General features: G+C 32.4%; 22 protein-coding genes and 1 pseudogene. 10 read left to right on the top strand and 13 right to left on the bottom strand.

Annotation, left to right across the window (positions count from 1 at the left end):
• Positions 1–4 precede the first annotated feature (4 nt).
• From AC3IPI_RS02580 to ahcY, 7 genes are all read right to left on the bottom strand, one after another.
• The gene (locus AC3IPI_RS02580; RefSeq protein WP_489156925.1) at positions 5–484 is read right to left on the bottom strand and encodes a hypothetical protein; all 480 of its coding nucleotides are present in this window, start codon (positions 482–484) and stop codon (positions 5–7) included.
• A 29-nt stretch (positions 485–513) separates the two neighbouring features.
• Positions 514–1,563: a hypothetical protein gene (locus AC3IPI_RS02575; RefSeq protein WP_489156923.1), complete on the bottom strand. Its 1,050-nt coding sequence runs from the start codon at positions 1,561–1,563 to the stop codon at positions 514–516.
• Positions 1,564–1,618: 55 nt separating this feature from the next.
• Complete coding sequence (locus tag AC3IPI_RS02570; RefSeq protein WP_489156921.1) at positions 1,619–2,254, bottom strand: hypothetical protein; 636 nt, start codon at positions 2,252–2,254, stop codon at positions 1,619–1,621.
• A gap of 6 nt (positions 2,255–2,260) precedes the next feature.
• Positions 2,261–2,545, bottom strand: coding sequence for a hypothetical protein (locus AC3IPI_RS02565; RefSeq protein WP_039111834.1), 285 nt, complete (start codon positions 2,543–2,545; stop codon positions 2,261–2,263).
• A gap of 411 nt (positions 2,546–2,956) precedes the next feature.
• Positions 2,957–5,275, bottom strand: a complete 2,319-nt coding sequence (locus AC3IPI_RS02560; protein ID WP_489156919.1) for a patatin-like phospholipase family protein — start codon at positions 5,273–5,275, stop codon at positions 2,957–2,959.
• 141 nt (positions 5,276–5,416) lie between these two features.
• Positions 5,417–6,043 carry a hypothetical protein gene (locus AC3IPI_RS02555; RefSeq protein ID WP_489156917.1) on the bottom strand — a complete coding sequence of 209 codons (627 nt, stop codon included), beginning with the start codon at positions 6,041–6,043 and terminating at the stop codon, positions 5,417–5,419.
• A gap of 121 nt (positions 6,044–6,164) precedes the next feature.
• On the bottom strand, positions 6,165–7,481 hold the full coding sequence (gene ahcY / locus AC3IPI_RS02550; RefSeq protein WP_489156915.1) for an adenosylhomocysteinase: 1,317 nt from the start codon (positions 7,479–7,481) through the stop codon (positions 6,165–6,167).
• Positions 7,482–7,857: 376 nt separating this feature from the next.
• Between ahcY and AC3IPI_RS02545 the strand changes: the two genes are divergently transcribed.
• Positions 7,858–8,490 carry a 4'-phosphopantetheinyl transferase family protein gene (locus AC3IPI_RS02545; protein ID WP_489156913.1) on the top strand — a complete coding sequence of 211 codons (633 nt, stop codon included), beginning with the start codon at positions 7,858–7,860 and terminating at the stop codon, positions 8,488–8,490.
• Between the two features lie 188 nt (positions 8,491–8,678).
• Here the strand turns inward: AC3IPI_RS02545 and AC3IPI_RS02540 are convergent, their stop codons facing one another.
• From AC3IPI_RS02540 to AC3IPI_RS02530, 3 genes and pseudogenes are all read right to left on the bottom strand, one after another.
• Complete coding sequence (locus AC3IPI_RS02540; protein ID WP_489156911.1) at positions 8,679–9,068, bottom strand: group III truncated hemoglobin; 390 nt, start codon at positions 9,066–9,068, stop codon at positions 8,679–8,681.
• A 2-nt stretch (positions 9,069–9,070) separates the two neighbouring features.
• Positions 9,071–9,352, bottom strand: a complete 282-nt coding sequence (locus AC3IPI_RS02535; protein ID WP_039111840.1) for a hypothetical protein — start codon at positions 9,350–9,352, stop codon at positions 9,071–9,073.
• 75 nt (positions 9,353–9,427) lie between these two features.
• Positions 9,428–10,024: pseudogene (locus AC3IPI_RS02530) on the bottom strand (Crp/Fnr family transcriptional regulator).
• 95 nt (positions 10,025–10,119) lie between these two features.
• On the opposite strand from AC3IPI_RS02530, the gene AC3IPI_RS02525 reads away from it, so the two are divergent.
• The 5 genes from AC3IPI_RS02525 (at position 10,120) to AC3IPI_RS02505 (ending at position 16,450) form a co-directional block, all read left to right on the top strand.
• Entirely contained in the window at positions 10,120–10,848 is a 729-nt protein-coding gene (locus AC3IPI_RS02525) for a phosphoglycerol geranylgeranyltransferase (protein ID WP_489156909.1), read from the top strand.
• A 32-nt stretch (positions 10,849–10,880) separates the two neighbouring features.
• A complete protein-coding gene (gene pnuC, locus AC3IPI_RS02520) occupies positions 10,881–11,504 on the top strand; it encodes a nicotinamide riboside transporter PnuC (RefSeq protein WP_323491496.1) in 624 nt (207 codons plus the stop codon).
• Positions 11,465–13,573, top strand: coding sequence for a DUF4301 family protein (locus AC3IPI_RS02515; RefSeq protein ID WP_489156906.1), 2,109 nt, complete (start codon positions 11,465–11,467; stop codon positions 13,571–13,573). The genes pnuC and AC3IPI_RS02515 overlap by 40 nt, the downstream gene beginning before the upstream one ends.
• On the top strand, positions 13,573–13,977 hold the full coding sequence (gene arfB, locus AC3IPI_RS02510) for an alternative ribosome rescue aminoacyl-tRNA hydrolase ArfB (protein ID WP_409417498.1): 405 nt from the start codon (positions 13,573–13,575) through the stop codon (positions 13,975–13,977). Before AC3IPI_RS02515 ends, arfB begins: the two co-directional genes overlap by 1 nt.
• Positions 13,978–14,260: 283 nt before the next feature.
• On the top strand, positions 14,261–16,450 hold the full coding sequence (locus tag AC3IPI_RS02505; RefSeq protein ID WP_489156904.1) for a TonB-dependent receptor: 2,190 nt from the start codon (positions 14,261–14,263) through the stop codon (positions 16,448–16,450).
• A gap of 233 nt (positions 16,451–16,683) precedes the next feature.
• Here AC3IPI_RS02505 and AC3IPI_RS02500 read toward each other — a convergent pair whose 3' ends face one another.
• On the bottom strand, positions 16,684–18,129 hold the full coding sequence (locus AC3IPI_RS02500; protein ID WP_489153512.1) for an IS1182 family transposase: 1,446 nt from the start codon (positions 18,127–18,129) through the stop codon (positions 16,684–16,686).
• Positions 18,130–18,268: 139 nt separating this feature from the next.
• Complete coding sequence (locus AC3IPI_RS02495; RefSeq protein WP_489156902.1) at positions 18,269–18,685, bottom strand: Rieske (2Fe-2S) protein; 417 nt, start codon at positions 18,683–18,685, stop codon at positions 18,269–18,271.
• 155 nt (positions 18,686–18,840) lie between these two features.
• Here AC3IPI_RS02495 and greA point away from each other — a divergent pair, with 155 nt between their 5' ends.
• Together greA and AC3IPI_RS02485 are read left to right on the top strand one after the other, a co-directional pair.
• Positions 18,841–19,317 carry a transcription elongation factor GreA gene (greA, locus tag AC3IPI_RS02490; protein ID WP_039111852.1) on the top strand — a complete coding sequence of 159 codons (477 nt, stop codon included), beginning with the start codon at positions 18,841–18,843 and terminating at the stop codon, positions 19,315–19,317.
• A gap of 64 nt (positions 19,318–19,381) precedes the next feature.
• Complete coding sequence (locus AC3IPI_RS02485) at positions 19,382–19,768, top strand: HIT family protein (RefSeq protein ID WP_489156900.1); 387 nt, start codon at positions 19,382–19,384, stop codon at positions 19,766–19,768.
• A gap of 70 nt (positions 19,769–19,838) precedes the next feature.
• Here the strand turns inward: AC3IPI_RS02485 and AC3IPI_RS02480 are convergent, their stop codons facing one another.
• On the bottom strand, positions 19,839–20,993 hold the full coding sequence (locus AC3IPI_RS02480) for a sensor histidine kinase (protein ID WP_086894861.1): 1,155 nt from the start codon (positions 20,991–20,993) through the stop codon (positions 19,839–19,841).
• 157 nt (positions 20,994–21,150) lie between these two features.
• Between AC3IPI_RS02480 and AC3IPI_RS02475 the strand changes: the two genes are divergently transcribed.
• On the top strand, positions 21,151–22,035 hold the full coding sequence (locus tag AC3IPI_RS02475; RefSeq protein ID WP_489156898.1) for a flavin reductase family protein: 885 nt from the start codon (positions 21,151–21,153) through the stop codon (positions 22,033–22,035).
• A 23-nt stretch (positions 22,036–22,058) separates the two neighbouring features.
• Positions 22,059–22,430, top strand: coding sequence for a DUF3127 domain-containing protein (locus AC3IPI_RS02470; protein WP_039111856.1), 372 nt, complete (start codon positions 22,059–22,061; stop codon positions 22,428–22,430).
• Positions 22,431–22,460: the final 30 nt, after the last annotated feature.

The following is a 22,460-nucleotide window of genomic DNA, read 5'->3' as shown; positions in this document are numbered from 1 at the left end:
TGTTTTAGTGAAAAGAAGAATTTATTGAATATTGTTTTATTTCATTCAAATCTACTTTTTGGATGAGTTTTTCAGAAATTGGATCATAATAGCGATAGGGAATACTAGGTCCTAACCCACGAAAAGGACCATCCTTATGATTTAAAAAAGCCGAGTATCTTCCGCAGCACTCTAATGTTATGTAGCTAAAATTTGAATCACAACTATTAACCTGAACATTAATCCATTGTGGGACTTTACCATTTCGCCATAAATAATCAATTACAGTCGATTTTGTAGTAGGATTAATCGAGCTTGATTCATCGATTTTATTATCAGGATAAATTTCTTCATCATTTTCTAATTCATTTCCATCGTATGAACAATTAGTTTTAATTATGAATTTACAATCGTATGGTAATTTGTTTATTACCATTTCCTGTGTAAAATCTATAAGTCCGTCAAGGGCTTTTTCCAGACTGATTTTAAAATCTTCTTTTGTCATGATTTATTTTGTGAGAAGGATTTAAAAATCTATTTAAGTTTCCCTTTACGGATAGAAACACTTATTAATTGATACCCATTTTCGGTTCTCAGGAAATCAAAATGATCCTGCGTGGAATCTTTTTTATCACGGTGATTAATAATAATACTCTTCATTGGATATTTCCAGTCTTTGGATTCATTACAATTATTAAAGTACTGATTGTATTTGTCTGCTTCGTAGATAAATTGATTTAGGCCATCTGTCGTAACAAAGTAATCACAAGTAGGATTGCTAAGTTCTAGCAATTTATCTTTTATGAGTTTGTAGTTTTTATTAATGAACTTAGTTTTTGGTTCATTTATCCAGCCAACTGGTTCTTTCCAATAGAAAAATTCTTCATAGGAATGTTTTAGTAAATTCTCTTTGGATAAATCTGTGAGTAAATTGTTTTTTAGCCACAATTTAAATTCTTTATCATAATTTATAAATGAATAGTATTGTCCATCAACACCAAGGAAATTTTCTCTTATCGGGTCTAAGCTTGGTTCTTTTGATTTTTGCAAAGAATAAAAATTCAGCTCATCATTATATACAAAATTCTCGATAAAGATTTTGTTATTAGTATCAATAAGATAGTCATTTCCACCAGCCCAACTAAAATGATTGCAACCTCCACCATGATTATCATTTACTTTTTCGGCGCCTTTTAATGCTATAATCATTCCGTTTGTAACTTTGGTTAGGCTGCTATATTCGGCAGGAATTACAATTTTGCCATCACCATTAAACACCCCCATTTTATCAGTTTTTGGGTCTCGAAATCTAATAAAACCTTCGTTTTCGCAATCAGGACCATTGTCGAATATATACAAACTATCTCGACCAACTATTTTTCCAGTCTTTGTTAGATAATAGTTTTTCCAACTTTCATTTTCTTCTTCGGAAACAACAATAATATCATCAAATTTATTGGCAATTGTCATTCCCATAAATTTAGGTTCGATTTTTATAATGTCGTTTTTATCTTTATATCCGGTATGCGTCGTGTCTTTGTCCCAGAATGCAGTCCATGTATCATTATTTTGTGCAAATGACATACAGTTTATAAGGAGAAATATATAGAGGAAGAAAATGCGTTTCATTGCTGTTTATCTATTTAAAATCGTATTCGTAATTTATTTCTTTTAAATCTTCTTCTAGTAATTCCCAATCTTCAATTTCGTCTACAATAGACAAAACCATTTCTTTGGTCAAGATTTTACCTTGATAAATTTCGGTTACAGTTTTTAATGGAATTCCAGTTTCTTTATAAGATTCATCAAAATACTCGCTTGCCCAATCGATATATGTTTGCGGATTTCCATCAAAAATAGTTAGTAATTCTGCTGAGTTGTCATTATAATCTTCAATAGTTCCAACTTCCCAATTCTCGGTTTCGTTTGTCCACAAACAAAATGTTGTTCCAAAGGATGCAACAGGCTCACCAAAAATAAAGTCATTATAAATCTCAGGAAGGTTTCTAGTCAGATCACTTTTCGCGTTATGCTGATATTCGTGTGCAAAACCATTTATTACGCAATGATTTTCGAGAAAAAGAATATTCATTAAATCTCCAGATCCGTCTCTCATTCCGCAATACTCTTCTCCTTCTCCCCATTTAGAGTTGTAGGAGTAATATCGATATTCCCATTCTTGGCAAATAATAGCGTCCAGAACTGAAATTGCTTTGCAGATATTCTGGAGTGAATTTTTATTAGGTAATAATTTAAAGTCTTTTGTAGAAATCATGTTTGTTTATATTTTATCAGTTCCGAACTGTATTTCTTTGGCTTCGTCATAACAATCGGAGCATAATATTTTGAAATCGGCTAAATTTTCAAATGCTTCATTCCACTCTTCGCCGTTATCGAGTAACCATTGCTCACATGATCCACACCAAGCAATTTGCGGAAGATTTTCTTCGGCTTCAGAATAAAAAAAGCCAACTTTTTCTTTTTTGTCTATTGCCATTGCAAGATGAATACAGGCAAAAGACATATCTTTTGAACCATGTAGTTCACATATAACTTTTTCAATCATATTTTTAATCGTAATTAATCTAATCGGGTTTGTTTACATTATAGATAGTTGAGGTTTTAAAATATTCAAGTTCATTACGTTGATATCATCAACTAGTTCTTGATTTGATTTTAAAACATTTTCTTTATCCCAATAATGTTTTATAGCTAATATATAAATATAATCTAGGAGTTACTTCCTGAATGTAAAAAGAAAGGTCTTAAATTAATTTGATGATTTTGTTTGCGTGAGGGATAGGAGGTAGCTACCAAAGTAGCCCGGATAGCCCGACAGCGTTAAAAAAAATACCCAATGAACGTAATGCTTATTGGGTATTTTTTTTAATGGTGGCACGCCCAAATTATAAAATTTAGATTTATGTCCCAAGGCTTCGGGATAGATTTAAGATTTAAAAAAGAAATCCGATTTTTCTTAAGGATTTAGTGATAATCCGACACTAAAAAACAATCTTACTTTATCGATATTATTTATCCAGGAAGTATCAAAATGGATTGGGCCCAAAATGGATTGATAGGAAATCGCGGCACCTCCAGATATTACAAGGCTAGGGTCGAAGCCATCATCCCATTTTCCTTTTGGACTAAATGCCTTATTAATGTATTTATCAAAAGATTCAAACCCAACAGTTGCAATATTAAAATGGGGAGTAAGATAGATTTTTCCCATAAGATTTATTTGAGAAGCAATTTTTAAGCCCATATATTGTGAAACATTGAGTTCGTCTTCATGTAGGCCAGGAAATGAAAAACGATTGCTACCAGAACTTGGTATAATTCCTCCTAAGAAATATTTTGAAGCATAACCAAAATCTGAATATGAAATTTGATCGTCTTTAAGTTTATCCTCAAAAATAAAATAAGAATCAAACGCAATGATTCCTGTGATTTTCTTTCTTATAAGAGCTCTTTTTTCAAAGCTGAAACCAAATTTTGTATAACCATTGGTTGCACCAGATATGCTTGTTTGATCTGGGTCGTTAAAAGAGGTGTAGACATCTGTTAACAATGAGCGGGTTACATTTGCTTTTATAATTGTTCCATTTTCGGCAAAGAAAACTTTATCCATATTATTGTAGGCATAATGCATGTTTACTTCGATACTGTTTAAGGAGTAATCGGTGATGTCGATTGAGTTAGGATTGTATTCTCTGTCGTATTTTGGTTTTAAATTGGCATATTGATAGTGTAAACCATAGCCAAAATAACTTTTTAATGAATTTAAATTTCTGTTAATCTCATTATTAAATTCAAAATAATTATAAAGTACATTATCTGAAGCTTTACCATCAAAATAAATTTCTTGCCTTAAAAATGCTCCATAAAGTTCAGATGACCACCACCAGTCTCTGTTTTTTCCGAAGTTTTTCTGAAAATTGATCCTTGCTTTTGGCTGCTCTGCAATATCCACTGTTACAAGAAGACGAGATGCTCTGGCAAGAACATTTCTTGCGGTGTAATTAAAAATGATTCCAACGCCTCGGTAAGTATCGTAATGTACGGATGTGTTGAGTTGGTTTTTGGCGCGTTCATGTCCAAATAGAGTAACTCCTAGTTTGTCGCCATCTTTGATGAAATAACTGTATGTAATTTCATCAAAAAGATTGGTACCCATGGCTCTGTTAATGCCTGCTATTAAATCTTTGGTGGTATATTTTGTATTTGTTTTAAGATTTGTTCTTCCTAATACCAAAGCAAGGTTTTCGGGACTAATTTTTTTGTAAACAATTGTGTCAAGAACAAATTCTGGAGGCATGTTTGGTAATTCGTGAATTCGTTGTGTGTATCCTTTTAATTTTTCGGATAATGCAATTAAAGCGGGAAGATTTTCTGCTGTTGCGATTTTACCATCTTTGTAGATTTCATCACTATCTGCAAAATCAGCGGTAGAAAAACGTAAGTTCGGCAAATGATCAACTAAGATAGTACAGAGTTTTCGGTTTGCTGGATTCTTAATATTACTCGGGAACATACTGGTTTGTGTCAATATAGTCACAAGATTGTTCAGTTTGTCTATTGGCTCCAATCCACCACCTACATCACTACCAATAATAATATCGGCACCCATTTGTTTAGCAACATCTGTAGGGAAATTATTCATTACACCACCATCAACTAATACTGTTTTTTCATATGCCATGGGTTTAAAAATAGCAGGCAGAGACATACTGGCTCTCATGGCATAAGCAAGATTACCTTTGCTTAGAATAACTTCTTTTCCTTCGGATAAATCGGTAGCCATGGCTCTAAACGGTATTGGCAGACTGTCAAAATCTTTAACATTATATACAGGATAGGTCAATTCAGCAAGGTATTCTCTTAAATTTTGATCATTTAACAGAGAGCCAACGCTGTTTAGTTTTTTATCTTTAATTCCTATTCCAACTAAATAGCGCTGAAATTCTCTTTTTTCCTCTACACTTACAGATCTTAACGACTGGCCTCCGCCAAGTAATTTATCCCAATTAATGTTTTTGGTTAATTTTTCGATACTATCGCCAGAATATCCCATGGCATATAAGCCTCCTATAACGCTTCCCATACTATTCCCTACAATAAGATCGGGAACGATGTGTAGAGAATCTAGTTTTTGTAAAAGCGGAATATGCGCAATTCCTTTTGCTCCGCCACCACTTAAGACTAAAACGACTTTAGGTTTCTTTTCCTGAGAAAAAATAATTTGCGGGAGAATAAGTAAAAATAAGAAGATGATTAAAAAAGTTGTTTTTTTCAAGTTTGTACTATTTAAGTATTTGAGAAATAGATTCTTATTTTAATTATTAAAAGTAAGTAGATATTTATAAACGTGCAATTTTTTGAGTGAAATGTTTTTTATGCCTGGTTGGGTGAGATTTTGATAAATTGTAGAGATAAATTATTGTAACTTAAAATATTGAAAGTGAGAATTACCGCATATCATCTCAGAAACTCCATTTTCTGTTTCAAAACCGATAAAATAAGCATTTAAAATCCCTGAATTTTCATCAATAGAATATCGCCAAACTTCTTTATTTTTATACACAAATTCTGTAAAGTTAGAATCATAGTCGATGTAAGTCGCAATTTCTGCTTTTTTACAAAAAATCACTGGCTCAGTTTTTATGAAACACCATTCTTTCGATTTTTTGTAAAGCTCAAAAAATAATATTTCATTGGAATTAATTGTTAACATTTCTCCGATCAAACCATTTTCATCGGGCATAACCCAATTTAAATCGGTGCTAATTTTTTTCCAATTTCCAGATATGTTTTTCAACAAATTTTCTCTGACGATTGATTTTAAGGAATCGTATTTTTTATATGCAATTTGTCCTAGTTCGTTGTCGGGAATAATATGATGGGCAAAAAAAAATAATTGGATTGCTTTTTCATTTTGCCCTTTTTGTAAAAAAGATTCTCCTAAATCAAATCTGTCTTTTTGAAATTCATATTTAGAATTGCCTTGGGCGGTTAATTCAATAGACACAATTAAAAAAATAATGATAAAAATATAATTTTTCATGTTTTTTAGATTGTTACAATAATACAAAAACCCTCACATTTCTGCAAGGGTTCTAATATTCAGTTAATTTTAAAAATCTATCCCGAAGCTTCGGGACTATAATCTTAAATCTAAAATTAATCTAGTATCTGTAGTATTCTGGTTTGAATGGACCTTCAACTGGAACACCAATATAAGCAGCTTGATCGTCACGTAAAGTTTCCAATTCAACTCCTAATTTAGCTAAGTGCAAAGCAGCAACTTTTTCATCTAAATGTTTAGGTAACATGTAAACGTCATTGTTGTAAGCAGCACTGTTTTTCCATAATTCGATTTGTGCCAAAGTTTGGTTTGTAAATGAGTTACTCATTACAAAACTTGGGTGACCTGTAGCACAACCAAGGTTTACTAAACGTCCTTCAGCAAGAACGATGATATCTTTTCCAGCAATAGTATATTTGTCAACCTGAGGTTTGATTTCGATTTTAGATGCACCGTGGTTTTTGTTCAACCAAGCCATATCAATTTCGTTATCAAAGTGTCCGATGTTACAAACAACAGTTTTGTCTTTCATTTGCTCGAAGTGCTCTCCAAGAACGATATCTTTATTTCCAGTAGTTGTAATGATGATATCAGCATTAGCAATTACAGTGTTTAATTTTTTAACTTCATAACCGTCCATTGCAGCTTGTAAAGCACAAATTGGGTCAATTTCAGTAACTGTTACAATAGATCCTGCACCTCTGAAAGAAGCAGCAGTTCCTTTTCCAACATCACCGTATCCACAAACGATAACTCTTTTTCCAGCTAACATTAAGTCAGTTGCACGACGTACAGCATCTACAGCAGATTCTTTACACCCGTATTTGTTATCAAATTTAGATTTAGTAACAGAGTCATTTACGTTAATTGCAGGCATTGGCAAAGTTCCAGCTTTTACTCTTTCGTAAAGTCTGTGTACACCAGTTGTAGTTTCTTCAGACAAACCTTTAATTCCAGCAACCAATTCAGGGTAACGGTCAATAACCATATTAGTTAAATCTCCACCATCATCAAGAATCATGTTCAATGGTTTTCTGTCTTCACCAAAGAATAAAGTTTGCTCGATACACCAGTCAAAATCCTCTTCGTTAAGACCTTTCCAAGCATAAACCTGAATTCCAGCAGCAGCAATAGCAGCAGCAGCCTGATCTTGAGTAGAGAAAATGTTACAAGAACTCCAAGTAACTTCAGCACCAAGAGCAATTAAAGTTTCGATTAAAACTGCAGTCTGGATAGTCATGTGTAAACATCCTGCAATACGAGAACCTGCAAGAGGTTGTTCGTCTTTATATTCAGCACGAAGCGCCATTAAACCTGGCATTTCAGCTTCAGCTAGTTCAATTTCTTTTCTTCCCCAAGCCGCTAGAGAGATGTCTTTTACTTTGAAAGCCACAAAAGGCATAGTTGTAGTACTCATTTATAGTATATTTGTAATTGTAAAATTTTTTGCAAATTTACGGAATAACTTTATAATTTAACTAATTTCTAAAAGATTTGTGAAATGTTTAATCACTTAATCTTTTGAACATTAGCTGAATAATTTAAATACCCATCAAAGTATAGTAAGAGTGAGAAGCTAATCCCGCTATTCGCTATATCTTTTTCCATGCAAAAAAAGCATGAAAAAAGGATGCCGCTACTATCGGGGCTAAAAACATTAGATATTACGAGTTTATACAAACTCCTAATTTTTTAAAATATAGTAAAAGAGTAAATTATAATGTTTGGTTTCAGGGTATTTTCGACAGAAGCAAAATTTATAATTCATAATTTATAATTCACAATTAAAACAAATGCCTTTACATCAAACAATACAGTTTAACCCAACAACACAAATTTTAATTTGGAAGATAACCGAGTCTTTCGAAGAGTTGCTTGATAAAGTAGTTTTAAAAGAAAAAACACAACTTCGTTTAAACGGAATGAAATCTGATTTGCATAAACGAGGATTCTTAAGTGTGCGTATGCTTATGCAAGAAGCAGGTTTTACCGATCTGGATTTGCATTATGACCAATTCGGAAAACCGTATTTAAGTTGCCACAATCATATATCAATTACACATTCGCATAATTTTTCGGCAATAATTATTAGCGAAGAAACCGTAGGAATCGATATCGAACTTCAACGCGAAAAAATCTTAAGAATTGCTGATAAATTTGTCGATAGAGAATTCGATTATTTAGACCCAAATGCATTAGAAGAATACATAAAAAAACTCACCGTAATTTGGGGCGCAAAAGAAGCCATCTTCAAAATCCGAAATGAAAAAGGAATCAGTTTTAAAGACCATATTCGTGTAAATTCTTTCTCTCTGGAGGAAAACAAAACATTGGCAAGCCTACATTTTGATGATTTGGTAAAAGACTTTGTAGTCTACTATGAAGAAATAGAAAACTTTACTTTAGTCTACGCGCTGGAGAAGTAGTTTCTAGCAATTAGTATTCAGTCGCAGTTTTCAGTTTCAGTGAAAAGTCTCGGTTTTCAGTTGCAGTATTCAGTAAAATCAAAATAATAATCTGCTAAATCAGCCAAATCTGCGTGGTAAAAAATAGTCGCAGTATTTAGTTTCAGTAATCAGTGCGAACCGTTGTGTAATAATCCGCGTAATATTATCTAGGCTTTCGAGCGGTTTTCAAACATATTCAAATAAAGAAACGTACTCATTTTTCGAGCTCTTCGTTTAAGAGTTTCTACATTTTCTCCTTCAAAAAGTTCTTCCAGGGTTTCAAACCACACATTTAGCCAGATTCCAAACTCATGCGATGAAATCTGATGGTTAAAATGATCATCAACTTTATTGTGCGCTTCAATAGGATTGCCCTTGTATTTTTTGACAGCGAATAAATTGGTTTCCCAAAAATCAGTTAGTTTCTCCAGGTGTTCATCCCAATCTTTAATCATATCATTAAAATAAAAGCCAATCTCAGTATTGGCTCTTATTTTTGTATAGAAAGTGTTTACCAGAAGCGATATATCTTCTCTGTTTTCTATTTGTTTTTTCATAACTAAATGTTATTTATAATAATAAACAAGATACTAAAAAAGACGCTTGTTATAATTAGGTTAAAAACCGTTTTATGGCTCATTTGTGCCAGGATAGAAGTATTAGCAATGATATTAGCAAAAACAATTATAGCAAGCTGAATCATTTGTGTTACCGATGTTCCATTAGCCAGAACAAACATTGCTGCAGCTGCACCAAGACAGCTTTGTCCAATAATTGCCATAGTTGCAGAGCCAATGTAACTTTTATTAAAATTTTCGAATGTTGAGTTATAAAGTGTCATGATATATAATTTTAGAGTAACAAAGTTACGGTTCACATATATCTTACATTTATGACTCAAATCATAAAGCAAAAACTATCGGTACACTTTCCGGTTTATAATTTTTAATTCGCCTTTTTTCTCCAAAGATTTTATAGCACGTATTACGGTTTCAACCCGAAGTCCAGATAAATCACCAATTTGTTGTCGCGTAAAATTGATGAGGTGTCCATTTGCATCTTTCTTAAAATTAAAATTTGCAATAGCATAGTCAATCAATCGTAATACACGATGTTCGGGTTCATGAGTAGATATTTCGGCAGCCATTACCGATTTGTAATACAATCGTTGTGCTAAGTTTTCGATAATTTTAATACTTATTGCAGGGTTTTCATTTAATAATTTCATGAAACTTTCCTTAGGAACACAAAGTATTTCGGCATCTTCTACAATAACAGCACTAGCAGGATACTTTTGATTTAAGAATAAAGGAGGTTCTCCAAATGATTGACCTTTATAGAAAATTCACTGAATAAATTCCCGACCATCATCATTATAATTATTCATTTTTACTTCGCCCGAAAGAATCTGATAATAGTACGCAGGCAACTTACCTTCTTTAAAAACAACAGTTGTTTTTGTGAATTTTTTCTGTATTGCGTCGTATTTTTCAAGTAATTCAATAGCAATCATAGGTTTGTTTCTTTCGTTAGTTAAAGCGAATACACAAATATAATTGATTCGAAATAGTTCTCTTGCATAAAAAAACTTTTACTTTTACGCTCGCTATGGGACAAAAATTACAAAACATATATAAAGAAATACGTTTGGCCAAAGTTGAGAATCGAAAATTACTTGCGATTCTTTTGGATCCAGATAAAATTACTTGGCAAAACCTTGATAGCTTATTGCAAAAAATTAATCAATCACCAGCAACACATATTTTTGTAGGAGGTAGTTTGGTCGAAAGTACTGTTTTGGAAGATTTAGTTTTTCAGTTAAAATTAAAAACTAATTTGCCAGTTATGATTTTTCCTGGAGACCCATCGCAAATTTCACCACAAGCAGATGCAATTTTGTTTTTATCATTATTGTCGGGTAGAAATCCGGATTATTTAATCGAATATCAGGTTCAGGCAGCGCCAATCTTAAAAAAAATGAATCTGGAGATTATTTCAACAGGATATATTTTAATTGAAAGCGGCAATGAAACTGCGGTTGCACGAGTAAGCAAAACAAAACCATTAGATAGAACAAATCTTGATTTGGCATTAGCAACAGCTCTGGCAGGCGAAATGTTAGGGAATAAATTAATTTACTTAGAAGCAGGAAGTGGAGCAAAGCAAGCTGTTCCGTTAGAAATGATTCAGCTGATTTCTCAAAATGTAAATATTCCAGTAATTGTTGGCGGTGGAATTGTAGCTTTGTCACAAATTCAGAAAGTGTATGAAATGGGAGCAGACCTTGTAGTTGTAGGAACAGCTTTTGAAAACGATATTCATTTTTTTGAATCCTAAATTCAATTTAAGTAATAAAACAGACAAGCTCAATGATTGATTTTTTTCTTAATGCGTATAAAAATGTTCCGCTTTGGCATATTGGCTTAGAATTTCTTGTTTTTGTGTTTGGAATTTTAAGTGTTTGGTTTGCCAAAAAAGAAAATATTTGGGTATATCCTACAGGATTAATAGCCACAGTAATTTCGGTTTATTTACTTTATATAGCAGGTTATTTAGGCGATATGATGATTAATGGATATTTCTCTATTATGAGTATTTACGGTTGGTACAACTGGGCAAAAGGAACAAATCAAGAAGATAATTTACCAATTACACGTACAAATAATCAAGAAAAAATAATAGGCATAGGCTTATTCTTTATTACAATTTTTGTAGTTTTCGGCATCTATAAATTTTTCGATTACGAGTTACATAAAGATAATTATATTGATATTCTTGCCTCTGGCATATTCTTTACAGGAATGTGGTATATGGCAAAGAAAAAGATAGAAAATTGGACCCTTTGGATTATCGGCGATATTATTGTAGTGCCTTTATATGCTTATCGTGGGTTAGGAATGTTATCATTCCAATATTTAATTTTTACAATTTTGGCTATTTCAGCTTATTTAGAATGGAAGAAAATCTTAAACAACAAGATACAAGAATATTAAAATTTGCTTTGTTCGGTCCGGAGAGTACTGGTAAAACAACTTTAGCCAAGCAACTTGCCTCGTATTATGAAACGGAGTGGGTTCCTGAGTTTGCACGTGATTATCTTCAGGAAAGATGGGAAGAGAATCAGCATATTTGTGTTGAAGAAGATATGATGCCAATTGCTTATGGACAAACAAAATTAGAAAACGAAAAATTAGCTTTAGCAAATAAGTATTTATTTTGCGATACCAATCTTATGGTAACCAAGGTATTCTCAGAGATGTACTATGGTTTTTGTAATCCATTATTAAATGAAGCTGCACTAGAACACGAATACGATTTGTTTTTCCTTACCGATATAGATGTTCCTTGGGAAAAAGATGATATTCGGGATAGTCCAAAAGAACGAGAAAGTGTTTTCTCCGTTTTTAAAGAAACAGTAATCAATACCCAAAAACCGTATATAACCCTATCAGGAAATAAAAAATCACGCTTGGCCAAAGCAATAGAAATAATTAATGATTTGACGATTGCTAAAGAATTAGGTTTTTCTTCGGCCGATTTTGTACAAATTTACGAGCACGGAATTCCTTTTGAAAAAATTAAAAAGCAATTAACGATTTTTAAAAACGGAATAGGCAAAAGTATTTTAATAAGCCCAGCGACAGTTTTAAACGGGATTTTGAATTTATCAGAGGCTGATTTTGAAATAAAAGCGGCTATGTTTGATGCTAATAAATCGAATTTAAAATTAAAAAAATTCGTTCCGGCTTCTGGGGCAGCAAGCAGAATGTTTAAATTCTTGAATGCATTTCTAAATGATTTTAATATCGAAAAGGAAAGCATTAATGCCTATATCAACAGAAAAAAAGAAAGTCAATTATCTCTTTTTATTATAGGGATGGATAAGTTTCCTTTTTTTGAAGCTGTAGATAAAAAATTAAGGGAAGTATATCCTGATTTTGATTCTTTAAACACAGATTATAAAAATTATTATTTTATAAAAATGTTATTGGCTTCGGATTGTTTTGATTTTGCAAATAAACCAAAAGCGGTCTTACCTTTTCATCAATATAAAACTCATATTGCAAATCCTATCGAGGAACATTTGCATGAATGTGCTTATTATGCCAGTTCAAATTCTGTTTCTAATTTGCATTTTACAGTTTCAGAAATTCATCAGAGTCAATTTGAAGAGTGTGTTGCTGCTGTTAAAACAAAAATTGAGAAAGAGTCAGGGACAAAAATTGGTATCAGTTATTCTTATCAAAATAAAAGTACCGATTCAATTACAGTTGATTTAGAAAATCAACCAGTAAGAACGGATGACGGACAATTGGTTTTTAGACCAGGCGGACATGGTGCTTTAATAGAAAATTTAAATAATCTGGATGCTGATGTTATTTTTATCAAGAACATCGATAATGTAATCCAGAATCATATAGAGAAAATTGCTTTGTATAAAAAAGCATTAGCAGGTATTTTAATAGAATTACAAAATAAAGTTTTTGGTTACCTAAACGATATTGAAAATCAACAAATAACTGAAGGGAAAATCGCTGAGGTAGTTTTGTTTTTAAAACAAAATCTAAATATAGAAGTAGCTATTGAAAAACTCACTTTTGAAAATAAAATAAATCGAATAAAAGAAGTTTTGGATAGGCCAATTCGCGTATGCGGAATGGTGAAGAATGAAGGGGAACCAGGAGGAGGACCATTTTGGGTTCAGGACGAAGAGGGAGTAATTTCGCTTCAGATTGTAGAAGCTTCTCAGGTAGATTTAGCAGACAAAAACCAAGCAGCTATTTTAGCAAATGCAACTCATTTTAATCCAGTTGATCTAGTTTGTGGGATTAAAAATTATAAAAGCGAAAAGTTTGATTTAACAAAATTTATAAATCATAATGCAGGTTTTATAGTCGAAAAAAGTGCTGGCAAAAATACTGTAAAAGGATATGAATTACCAGGATTATGGAATGGTGCAATGGCAAAATGGTTAACCGTTTTTGTTGCAGTACCGATAATTACTTTTAATCCTGTAAAAACGGTAAACGATTTATTAAAACCAGCACATCAACCACAATAATGGAAATAGAAAAGATTGTTACAGAACTAACCTATAAAGCTGTTCGTAGTAGTGGTGCTGGCGGACAGAATGTAAACAAAGTATCCTCGAAGGTTGTTTTGAGCTTTGATTTGCGAAATTCGCAAGCTTTATCTGAAGAAGAGAAAATACTTTTGGAAATAAAATTAGCAACAAGATTGACATTAGATACAATTTTAATCTTGAATTGTGATGAAGATAGAAGTCAGCTAAAAAACAAAAGTATCGTAACAAAACGATTTTTGGAATTGATTAAAAACGCTTTAATAATCCAGAAACCTCGAAAAGCGACTAAGATTCCAAAATCAGTAATTCGTAAACGTATCAAGGATAAAAAGAACATTTCGGAGATTAAGCAATCTCGAAAGAAACCAAATTTAGAATAAAATTCCAAAAATAAAATTCCAAATTCTAATAAAGATGACAGTAAAAACGAGTTTTTGGAATTTGGAATTTAATTTTTGGAATTTGTTTTTTAACACTACATTTGCACTGTCTCAAAGGGGTGCTCTAAATAACGAGCTGAGATCATACCCAAAGAACCTGAGCGAGTAATGTCGCTAAGGGAAAAAACGACAAGTCATAGCGTGCACACTATATTTTGTCGTGAAACATTTATTAATTTAACAAAAAGAATAATTCCCCCTTTTATTCGTAATTTTTTTACGGATGAAAACTATTATTAAAGGTGCTTTTATAGGCAAGAAGGTTCAAAGGCACAAAGGTTCAAAGTTGAGCCGAAAATTTATTTCCTTTCTTCTATTCTCTTTTTTCTATTCTCTTTCTTCTTTCGCACAAGTACAAGATACTACCAAAGTAAATCAATTAGATAATGTGTTGGTTTCAGCAGTACGTGTTACTACGAAAACCCCTGTAAGTTTTAGTAATTTAACTAAAAAAGACATTAAATTCAGAAATTTAGGTCAGGATATTCCTGTTCTTATGAATTATATGCCATCGGTTGTTACGACTTCAGATGCTGGAAACGGAGTAGGTTATTCAGGAATACGCGTACGAGGTAGTGATGCTACGAGAGTAAATGTTACCATAAACGGAATTCCGTATAATGATGCCGAGAGCCAAGGAACATTTTGGGTAAATATGCCTGATTTTGCTTCTTCTGTAGAGAGCTTACAGTTACAAAGAGGTGTTGGTACCTCAACAAACGGTTCGAGCGCTTTTGGAGCAAGTTTAAACTTATTGACAGATAATTATGCTACAAAAGCTACAGGAGAAATTGCTACTTCATTTGGTTCATTCAATACATTAAAAAACACAGTTAAGTTTAGTACTGGTTTATTAAATGACCATTTCGAAATTGCAGGACGTTTATCGACCATAAAATCAGATGGATATATAGATAGAGCAAGCACAGATTTAAAATCCTATTTCTTGCAAGGAGCGTATGTGGGTAAAACAACCTTAATTAAAGCGTTGGTTTTTGGAGGAACCGAAAAAACGTATCAAGCCTGGAACGGAATCGATGCAGAAACTCTAAATACTAACAGAACCTACAACTCTGCAGGAAAGTTTAAAGATGCATTAGGGAATACTCGTTTTTATGATAATGAAACCGATAATTATAATCAAAACCATTATCAGTTACATTGGAGTGAATTTGTGTCCGAAAAATGGAGTACAAACCTTGCAGCACATTATACAAAAGGAAAAGGGTATTATGAAAATTATAAATATGATGAACCCGTTGAAGGTTATGGTGGGATTGAGCCTACTAAATTAGTATATAATGATTTAGGAGAATTAGTTCCGGGAACAGATTTAATTCGCCAAAAATGGTTGGATAATGATTTTTATGGAACTACATTTTCTGCAAAATATGTTACAGATAAACTAGATGTAATTTTAGGAGGAGGCTGGAATAGGTATGAAGGCGATCATTTTGGTAAAGTCATTTGGGCAAGAAATGCTTCTCAAACAGAACTTGGAGATCATTATTATGATGATCATTCGGTTAAAACAGACGGGAACATTTTTGCGAAAGCAAATTATCAATTAACCGATAAATTTAGTTTTTATGGTGATTTACAATATAGAAGCGTACAGTATAAAGCCAATAGCAAAGAAACTGGTTTGGTCGATGATAATTTTAATTTCTTTAACCCAAAAGCAGGATTAAATTATGAAATAAACTTAAAAAACACCTTGTATTTCTCTTATGCAAGAGCCAATCGTGAGCCAAATAGAACAGATTACGAAGGAGGAAATGTAAAACCAGAGAAATTAAATGACTTTGAATTAGGATGGAGATATAATTCAGAGAAAGTGCAATTGACTTCAAATGTGTATTATATGGCATACAAAAATCAATTGATTTTAACAGGAAGGTTAGATGATGTTGGTGCTTCAATTCGTGCTAATACCGAAAAAAGCTACCGTTTAGGGCTAGAAGTAGATGCAACGATTGCCTTGTCGGAGAAGTTTATAATAAGACCTAATTTTACATTAAGTAGTAACAAAAATGTTGATTTGGCTGTAGATGGGGAGTATTATGGAACTACAAGTATTGCCTATTCTCCAGAAGTAATAGTAGGGAACATTATTGTTTATAAACCAATCGAAGGGTTATATGTTTCGTTATTGCAAAAGTACGTTGGAGAGCAATTCATGAATAATATAGAATTGCCAGCTGCAAAACTAGCAGATTATTTTACAAACGATTTGAATATTGCTTATGAGATAAAACCAAAATCTATATTTAAATCGATTACTATAACTGGTTTAGTAAATAATATTCTGGATAAAAAATATGTTTCAAACGGAGCTATGTGGGATATCTATCCGTCTTATTATCCACAAGCAGGAATTAATTTCTTAGCTGGATTAACGCTCAAGTTTTAAATCGACTTACTTTTATATTTAAAAAGCCTGAAAGTTTAAACGAGGGCACTGAAAAACATCCCTTATTTTGATTGGGATTGTTTTTAGACAATGAAAAAACGCTTATAACAGGATTTAAAAATATCCGTTGTAAGCGTTTTTCGTTTTATATCTGTTTTTTATTTGCAGCTATATGAATCGATTTTTGATTTATAGGGGGCATTTTGTGTAGGCATACTTATTTTATAAATTTCTTACATTAATTTCAGTATTCTTTTTAAGTTGACTGTAAAAATAGCCATTGCTCCTTGCATTTGCATATTGGCAATGCCGTACGATATTGCTCTATCATAGCCATGTACGTTTTTTAACTCACTATTTTTAGCCTCTATTTTGTATCGATGTTTTGCTTTTTCTTTGAAATAATCCGTTTCTTGAAAGGCGATTTGTTCTTGGTGTAAGTCTGATTTTATCCTTACACAGTAGGTTTTTGTTTTTGCCCCTTTATAACACCCCTGTTTTAAAGAACAAGATTTGCATTTTTCGACATCGAAATAGTAGGTATATGTTTGATTTTTCCCAACATTTTTTTTGCCCTGTCTAGCTTTTCGTATAGCCATATGTCCTGCAGGACAAACCATTCTATCGGCATCTTTATTATATTGAAATTTATCTTCCTCTTTTCTTGTCCCATTTGCTACTGAAACATTTAACTTAGCTACAACTCTAATATTTTTCCCGTTTGCTCGCTTGAGATTTTCTGTTCCTGAATAAGCTCCATCACCAATAATGGTATTTACATCAATTCCGTTTTGCTGACTAATCTCTAAGAGTTTTGGTAACTCTGGACCATCTGCTTTCTCTCCTGAGGTAACTACAGCCGCTGTGATGATTCGCTCTTCGGTCATCGCTAAATGAGTCTTGTATCCAAAGAAAGAGCTATCTGCGGATTTATGACCTGTTTTAGCATCTATATCTTTTGATAAGATAAAATTTTCCTGAGTATCTTCTATAGTTTCTTTAAGCAGATTTAGCTTTTCTTTTACAGCAGGTATAGAACTCAAAGATTCTTCTTTTTCTATGCGCTGCTCCAGTTCTTTACAATAGGCTAATTCTTTTTCCAATTCATTGGTATTGTTCTTCTCGGGCATATGCTCTTTGAATTGGTCATCAAATAAATATACTGTTCTTCGTAGAAGTTTAGAGCGCTCTCTTAATACATCAATTGCTGCAAATGGATTTGATCTTGATAAAGTGTGTGTAGCATCAACTATAATAGACCTGGATCTGATGATTCCCTTTTCGACGGCTATAGATACTGTTTTACCAATGAGTAGATTTAATAAGTCCGTATCCTTCAGGCGAAGTTTACGAAATTTCGTTAAAGAACTTGGATTAATAACACTCTCCTCTGGTGTCATTTCTAAGAAATACTTAAAAGACATATCAAAACGTGAACGTTCTACTACATCAACATCCGAGACATCATAAATTGTTTTTAGAAGTAAATACTTAAACATACGCACTGGGCTTTCTGCTGTGCGACCATTAGTGATGCAATATTTATTTAGCAACTCATCGTAGATGAATGAGAAGTCTATGAGTTCGTTGATTTTTCTAAGGAGATTATCCTGAGGAACAATTAAATCATATAATGAGGAATAGGGACTAAACTGAATTTGTTGCTGTTGAATTAACATCTAAAAAGCCTTATGATTACACTCAAAAGATACAAAAAAAGGAGCAGAAACTTTTAGCTTCTACTCCTTTTAATTAACAATTTATTCGTGAAAAGGACTTTTTCAGTGCCCTCGTTTAAACTTTCAGGCTTTTTGTTTTTTAGTTATATATACGTAATGTACTTCCGGCTACATCTACACGATATTGTTTCATAGGATACTCTTTATCCCCTAGTCCTGTAAATAAACTATAAACGCTTTTGTCACAAGAACAAATAGCATTTATGCCATCGATAGTCATGGCTACACAACTTGATATCGCTTCATTAGGACAAGCAGCATCAAAAACATTATATGAGGTTTCGCCAACTTTCATTACAATTAAACCTTTTGCTCCATAGTTAGGAATATATACAGGGTTGCTTATAAATTTAAGATTAGAATAGGCAGGCAAATTCGTATCAATGGTAAGATTTACCGAATAATTTGGAATATTAGGATTTTTACTTCTGTCACGACTATCACTACAAGACATGAGCAGAACAACAAACAGGGATAAAAGCCAGAATTTTTTCATTATTATAAAAAGAATTAGTGAAACAAAATTAATTTAATTAGATTTGAAATCTATATGATTAACATATAATTATGTACTATTAAAAATAATAGTATCTTTGTAATAAGAAATCCCGTCCCGATGGGATTTTTTCTATTTATATAAACGATGAAGTTATGAGTAAAGTATCTTATTATACAGCAGAAGGATTAAAAAAATTAAAAGATGAATTGGAGCACTTAAAAAGTGTAATGCGTCCAAAGGCATCTCAAGATATAGCCGAAGCAAGAGATAAAGGTGATTTATCTGAAAACGCCGAATATGATGCAGCCAAAGAAGCACAAGGCCTACTTGAAATGCGAATTTCTAAGATGGAAGAAGTGTATTCGAATGCAAGATTAATAGATGAATCGCAATTAGATGTTTCTAAAGCGTTGGTGCTTTCTAATGTAAAAATTAAAAATCAAAGCAACGGTATGGAAATGAAATATACGCTTGTTGCAGAAAGTGAAGCAGATTTAAAAACCGGAAAAATATCAGTTACTTCTCCAATAGGAAAAGGGTTACTTGGAAAATCAGTTGGTGAAGTTGCAGAAATCACAGTACCAAACGGAGTTTTGAAATTTGAAATTCTTGAAATTACAAGAGACTAAATTTTTAGTTTAACTGTTTAATCGTTAAATCGGTTAAACGATTAACCAAATAAACGAATAAACAATGTCAATATTTACCAAAATAGTAAACGGAGAAATTCCAAGTTATAAAATTACCGAAGATGATAATTTTTTGGCGTTTCTGGATGTAAATCCAAATGCCAAAGGACACACGCTTTGCATCCCGAAGAAAGAAATCGATAAGATTTTTGATATGGATGATGAATTATATCTAGGATTAATGCAGTTTTCTAAAAAAGTTGCAATTGCTCTGGAGAAAACAGTTCCATGTAAAAGAGTAGGAATGGCAGTAGTAGGACTTGAAGTTCCTCATGCACATGTACATTTGATTCCGCTTAACGAAATGGATGAAATGCGTTTCCATAATAAAGTATCACTTAGTAAAGAAGAATTTGAGACTTTAGCCAAAAGTATTCAGGCTAATTTATAGGTCTTAAATAAGTATCTTTTAAATAAAATAAAACCACAAATTCAATTCATGAGTTTGTGGTTTTTTATTTTTAAGATGGAGAATTTATTTTGTAATTAAGTTGGATGATTGTTCCTTTTCCTATTTCAGATTGTAAAACCCTTATCTTTCCGCTATGATATTCCTCGACAATTCTTTTTGTTAATGAAAGACCTAATCCCCAACCTCTTTTTTTGGTTGTAAAACCAGGTTCGAATATGGTTTTAAATTGTTTTTTAGGAATCCCGATTCCAGTGTCCGAAACATTTATTTTTACTAAGTTTCCGTCTTGCTCGATTTTCAATGACAAATTGCCTTTTCCTTTCATAGCATCAATGGCATTTTTTACCAAATTCTCAATAGTCCAACTATGAAGAATCGGATTAATCATAACCATAATTGGATTCTCAGGCGTCTGGCAAGAAAAATTTACTTGTTTAGAGAAACGAGATTGTAAATAATCATAGGTATTTACTGTTTCCTGTACAATATCTTTATTTTCAAGAACTGGAGTAGATCCTATTTTAGAGAAACGATCGGTAATAGTTTGTAAACGCTCAATATCTTTCTCAATCTCTAAAGTAATTGATTGGTCAATATTTTCAGTCTTTAAAAACTCGACCCAACCAATCAGAGATGATAGTGGAGTTCCTATTTGATGAGCTGTTTCTTTTGCCATTCCTGCCCAAAGTTTATTTTGGGTAGCCATTTTGGTACTTCTGTAAAAGTTATAAACCAAGCCTCCAAACAAAAAGATAATCAATAATAAAGCAATTGGATAATACTTAAGTTTATTTAATAATTCGGAGTTACCATAATATAGTTCCTGATGTTTTCCAGGAGCATACTCAATTACAATTGCCTCATTCTCCCGTTTTAGTTTGTTTAAAAAAGAACTAGCCTTTTGTTTATCTTTTATAACGGTTTCATCAATATTTACTGCACTTATAATACTATCTTTCTCAGTTAAAATAATAGGAATCGAAGTGTTGTTGCTAAATATCTGTAATGGTAATTCGACATCGGTATTTTCATCAGCATTAATCAATGTTTTTTGAGCATTAGCCCAAAGATTCATTTTTAAGCGTTCCTCATTTTTAAAAATCTGAAAAAAGGTATAAGTGTTCCAAAGAATTAAGGAAATAATCAAAAAGGAAGCACAAATAATGATCCATCGGGTTGTATTTCTTCTTTCTGAAAAAAACATAAATTAAATTTTGAGGTATAAATATAACGAAATAAACATAGTATATATTTTGTACGGGCACAAAGATTTTTATTTTTAAAATGAATAGACTTCTTTCGAAACTTAAACGATTTATGTACTTTTGTTGTCTTCTAAAAATGATTAGAAAAATAAAAGTATGATTAGTATTGATCCAAAGGAAATTCCGACCGCAAAAGTGCAAGGTTATTTACAAAGTGCAGTTGGACCAAGGCCTATTGCTTTTGCAAGTACTATAGATAAAGACGGAAATCCGAATTTATCACCATTTAGTTTCTTCAATGTTTTTAGTGCTAATCCGCCAATTTTAGTTTTTTCACCCTCTCGAAGAGTACGTGACAATTCTATAAAGCATACTTTAATAAATGCCGAAGCTACACGCGAAGTCGTTATTAACGTGGTTAATTATGATATTGTGCAGCAAACATCGCTTGCTAGTACTGAATATGCCGATGGTGTAAACGAATTTATAAAATCGGGATTAACACAAATTCCATCGGATATTGTAAAACCGTATAGAGTAAAAGAGTCGCCAGTACAGTTTGAATGTAAAGTAACTCAAATTATTCCGTTAGGAACAGAAGGAGGAGCAGGAAATCTGATTCTTTGTGAAGTGGTAAAAATTCATATTCACGAAGCAATTTTGGATGAGAACGGAGCAATAGATCAACATAAAATTGATTTGGTTTCTCGCTTAGGAAATAATTGGTATTCAAGGTCGAATCAAGGACTTTTTGAAGTCGAAAAACCGCTTACAACTCTAGGAGTAGGAGTAGATGCGATACCTGATTATGTAAAGGAAAGTTCTGTTTTTGATGGGAATGATTTAGGTAAATTAGGGAACGTTGAAGCCTTGCCTACAACAGAAGAAGTTAGTATATTTGTGAAAGAAAACTTTTCTGTGAAGGGAGTATTGAGCTCAGATGATGATGTAAAAGTGCATCAAAAAGCTAAAAAGTATCTTGATGAAAACGATGTAATATCGGCTTGGAAAGTACTTTTGGCTAAGAAAATAAAAAAATAAATAACAATTAAATAAAAACGGAGATGGAAGTTACAGGAAAAGTAAAAGTTGTTAATCCAGAACAACAAGTTAGTGCATCATTCAAAAAAAGAGAACTTGTAGTTACTACAGAAGAGCAATATCCTCAACACATCATGATCGAATTTACTCAAGATAAATGCGATTTGTTGAGTAGTTATAAAACAGGAGATCCTGTAAAAGTTTCAATTAACTTAAGAGGAAGAGAATGGGTTAATCCACAAGGAGAAACTAAATACTTTAATAGTATCCAAGGATGGAGAATCGAAAGATTAGATACAGCTGCTCCAGCTCAAACTCCACCAATGCCTGCTGCAGAAGCTTTTGCTCCAGCAACAAACTTAAATGAAGACGAACCAGACGATTTACCATTTTAATCAATAGGTTTTGATTTTATAATAAACAAA

The organism is Flavobacterium sp. GL_143, from assembly GCF_057834355.1.
The sequence above is the reverse complement of the archived record's forward strand: the minus strand, read 5'-3'. Positions and strand labels throughout refer to the sequence as shown.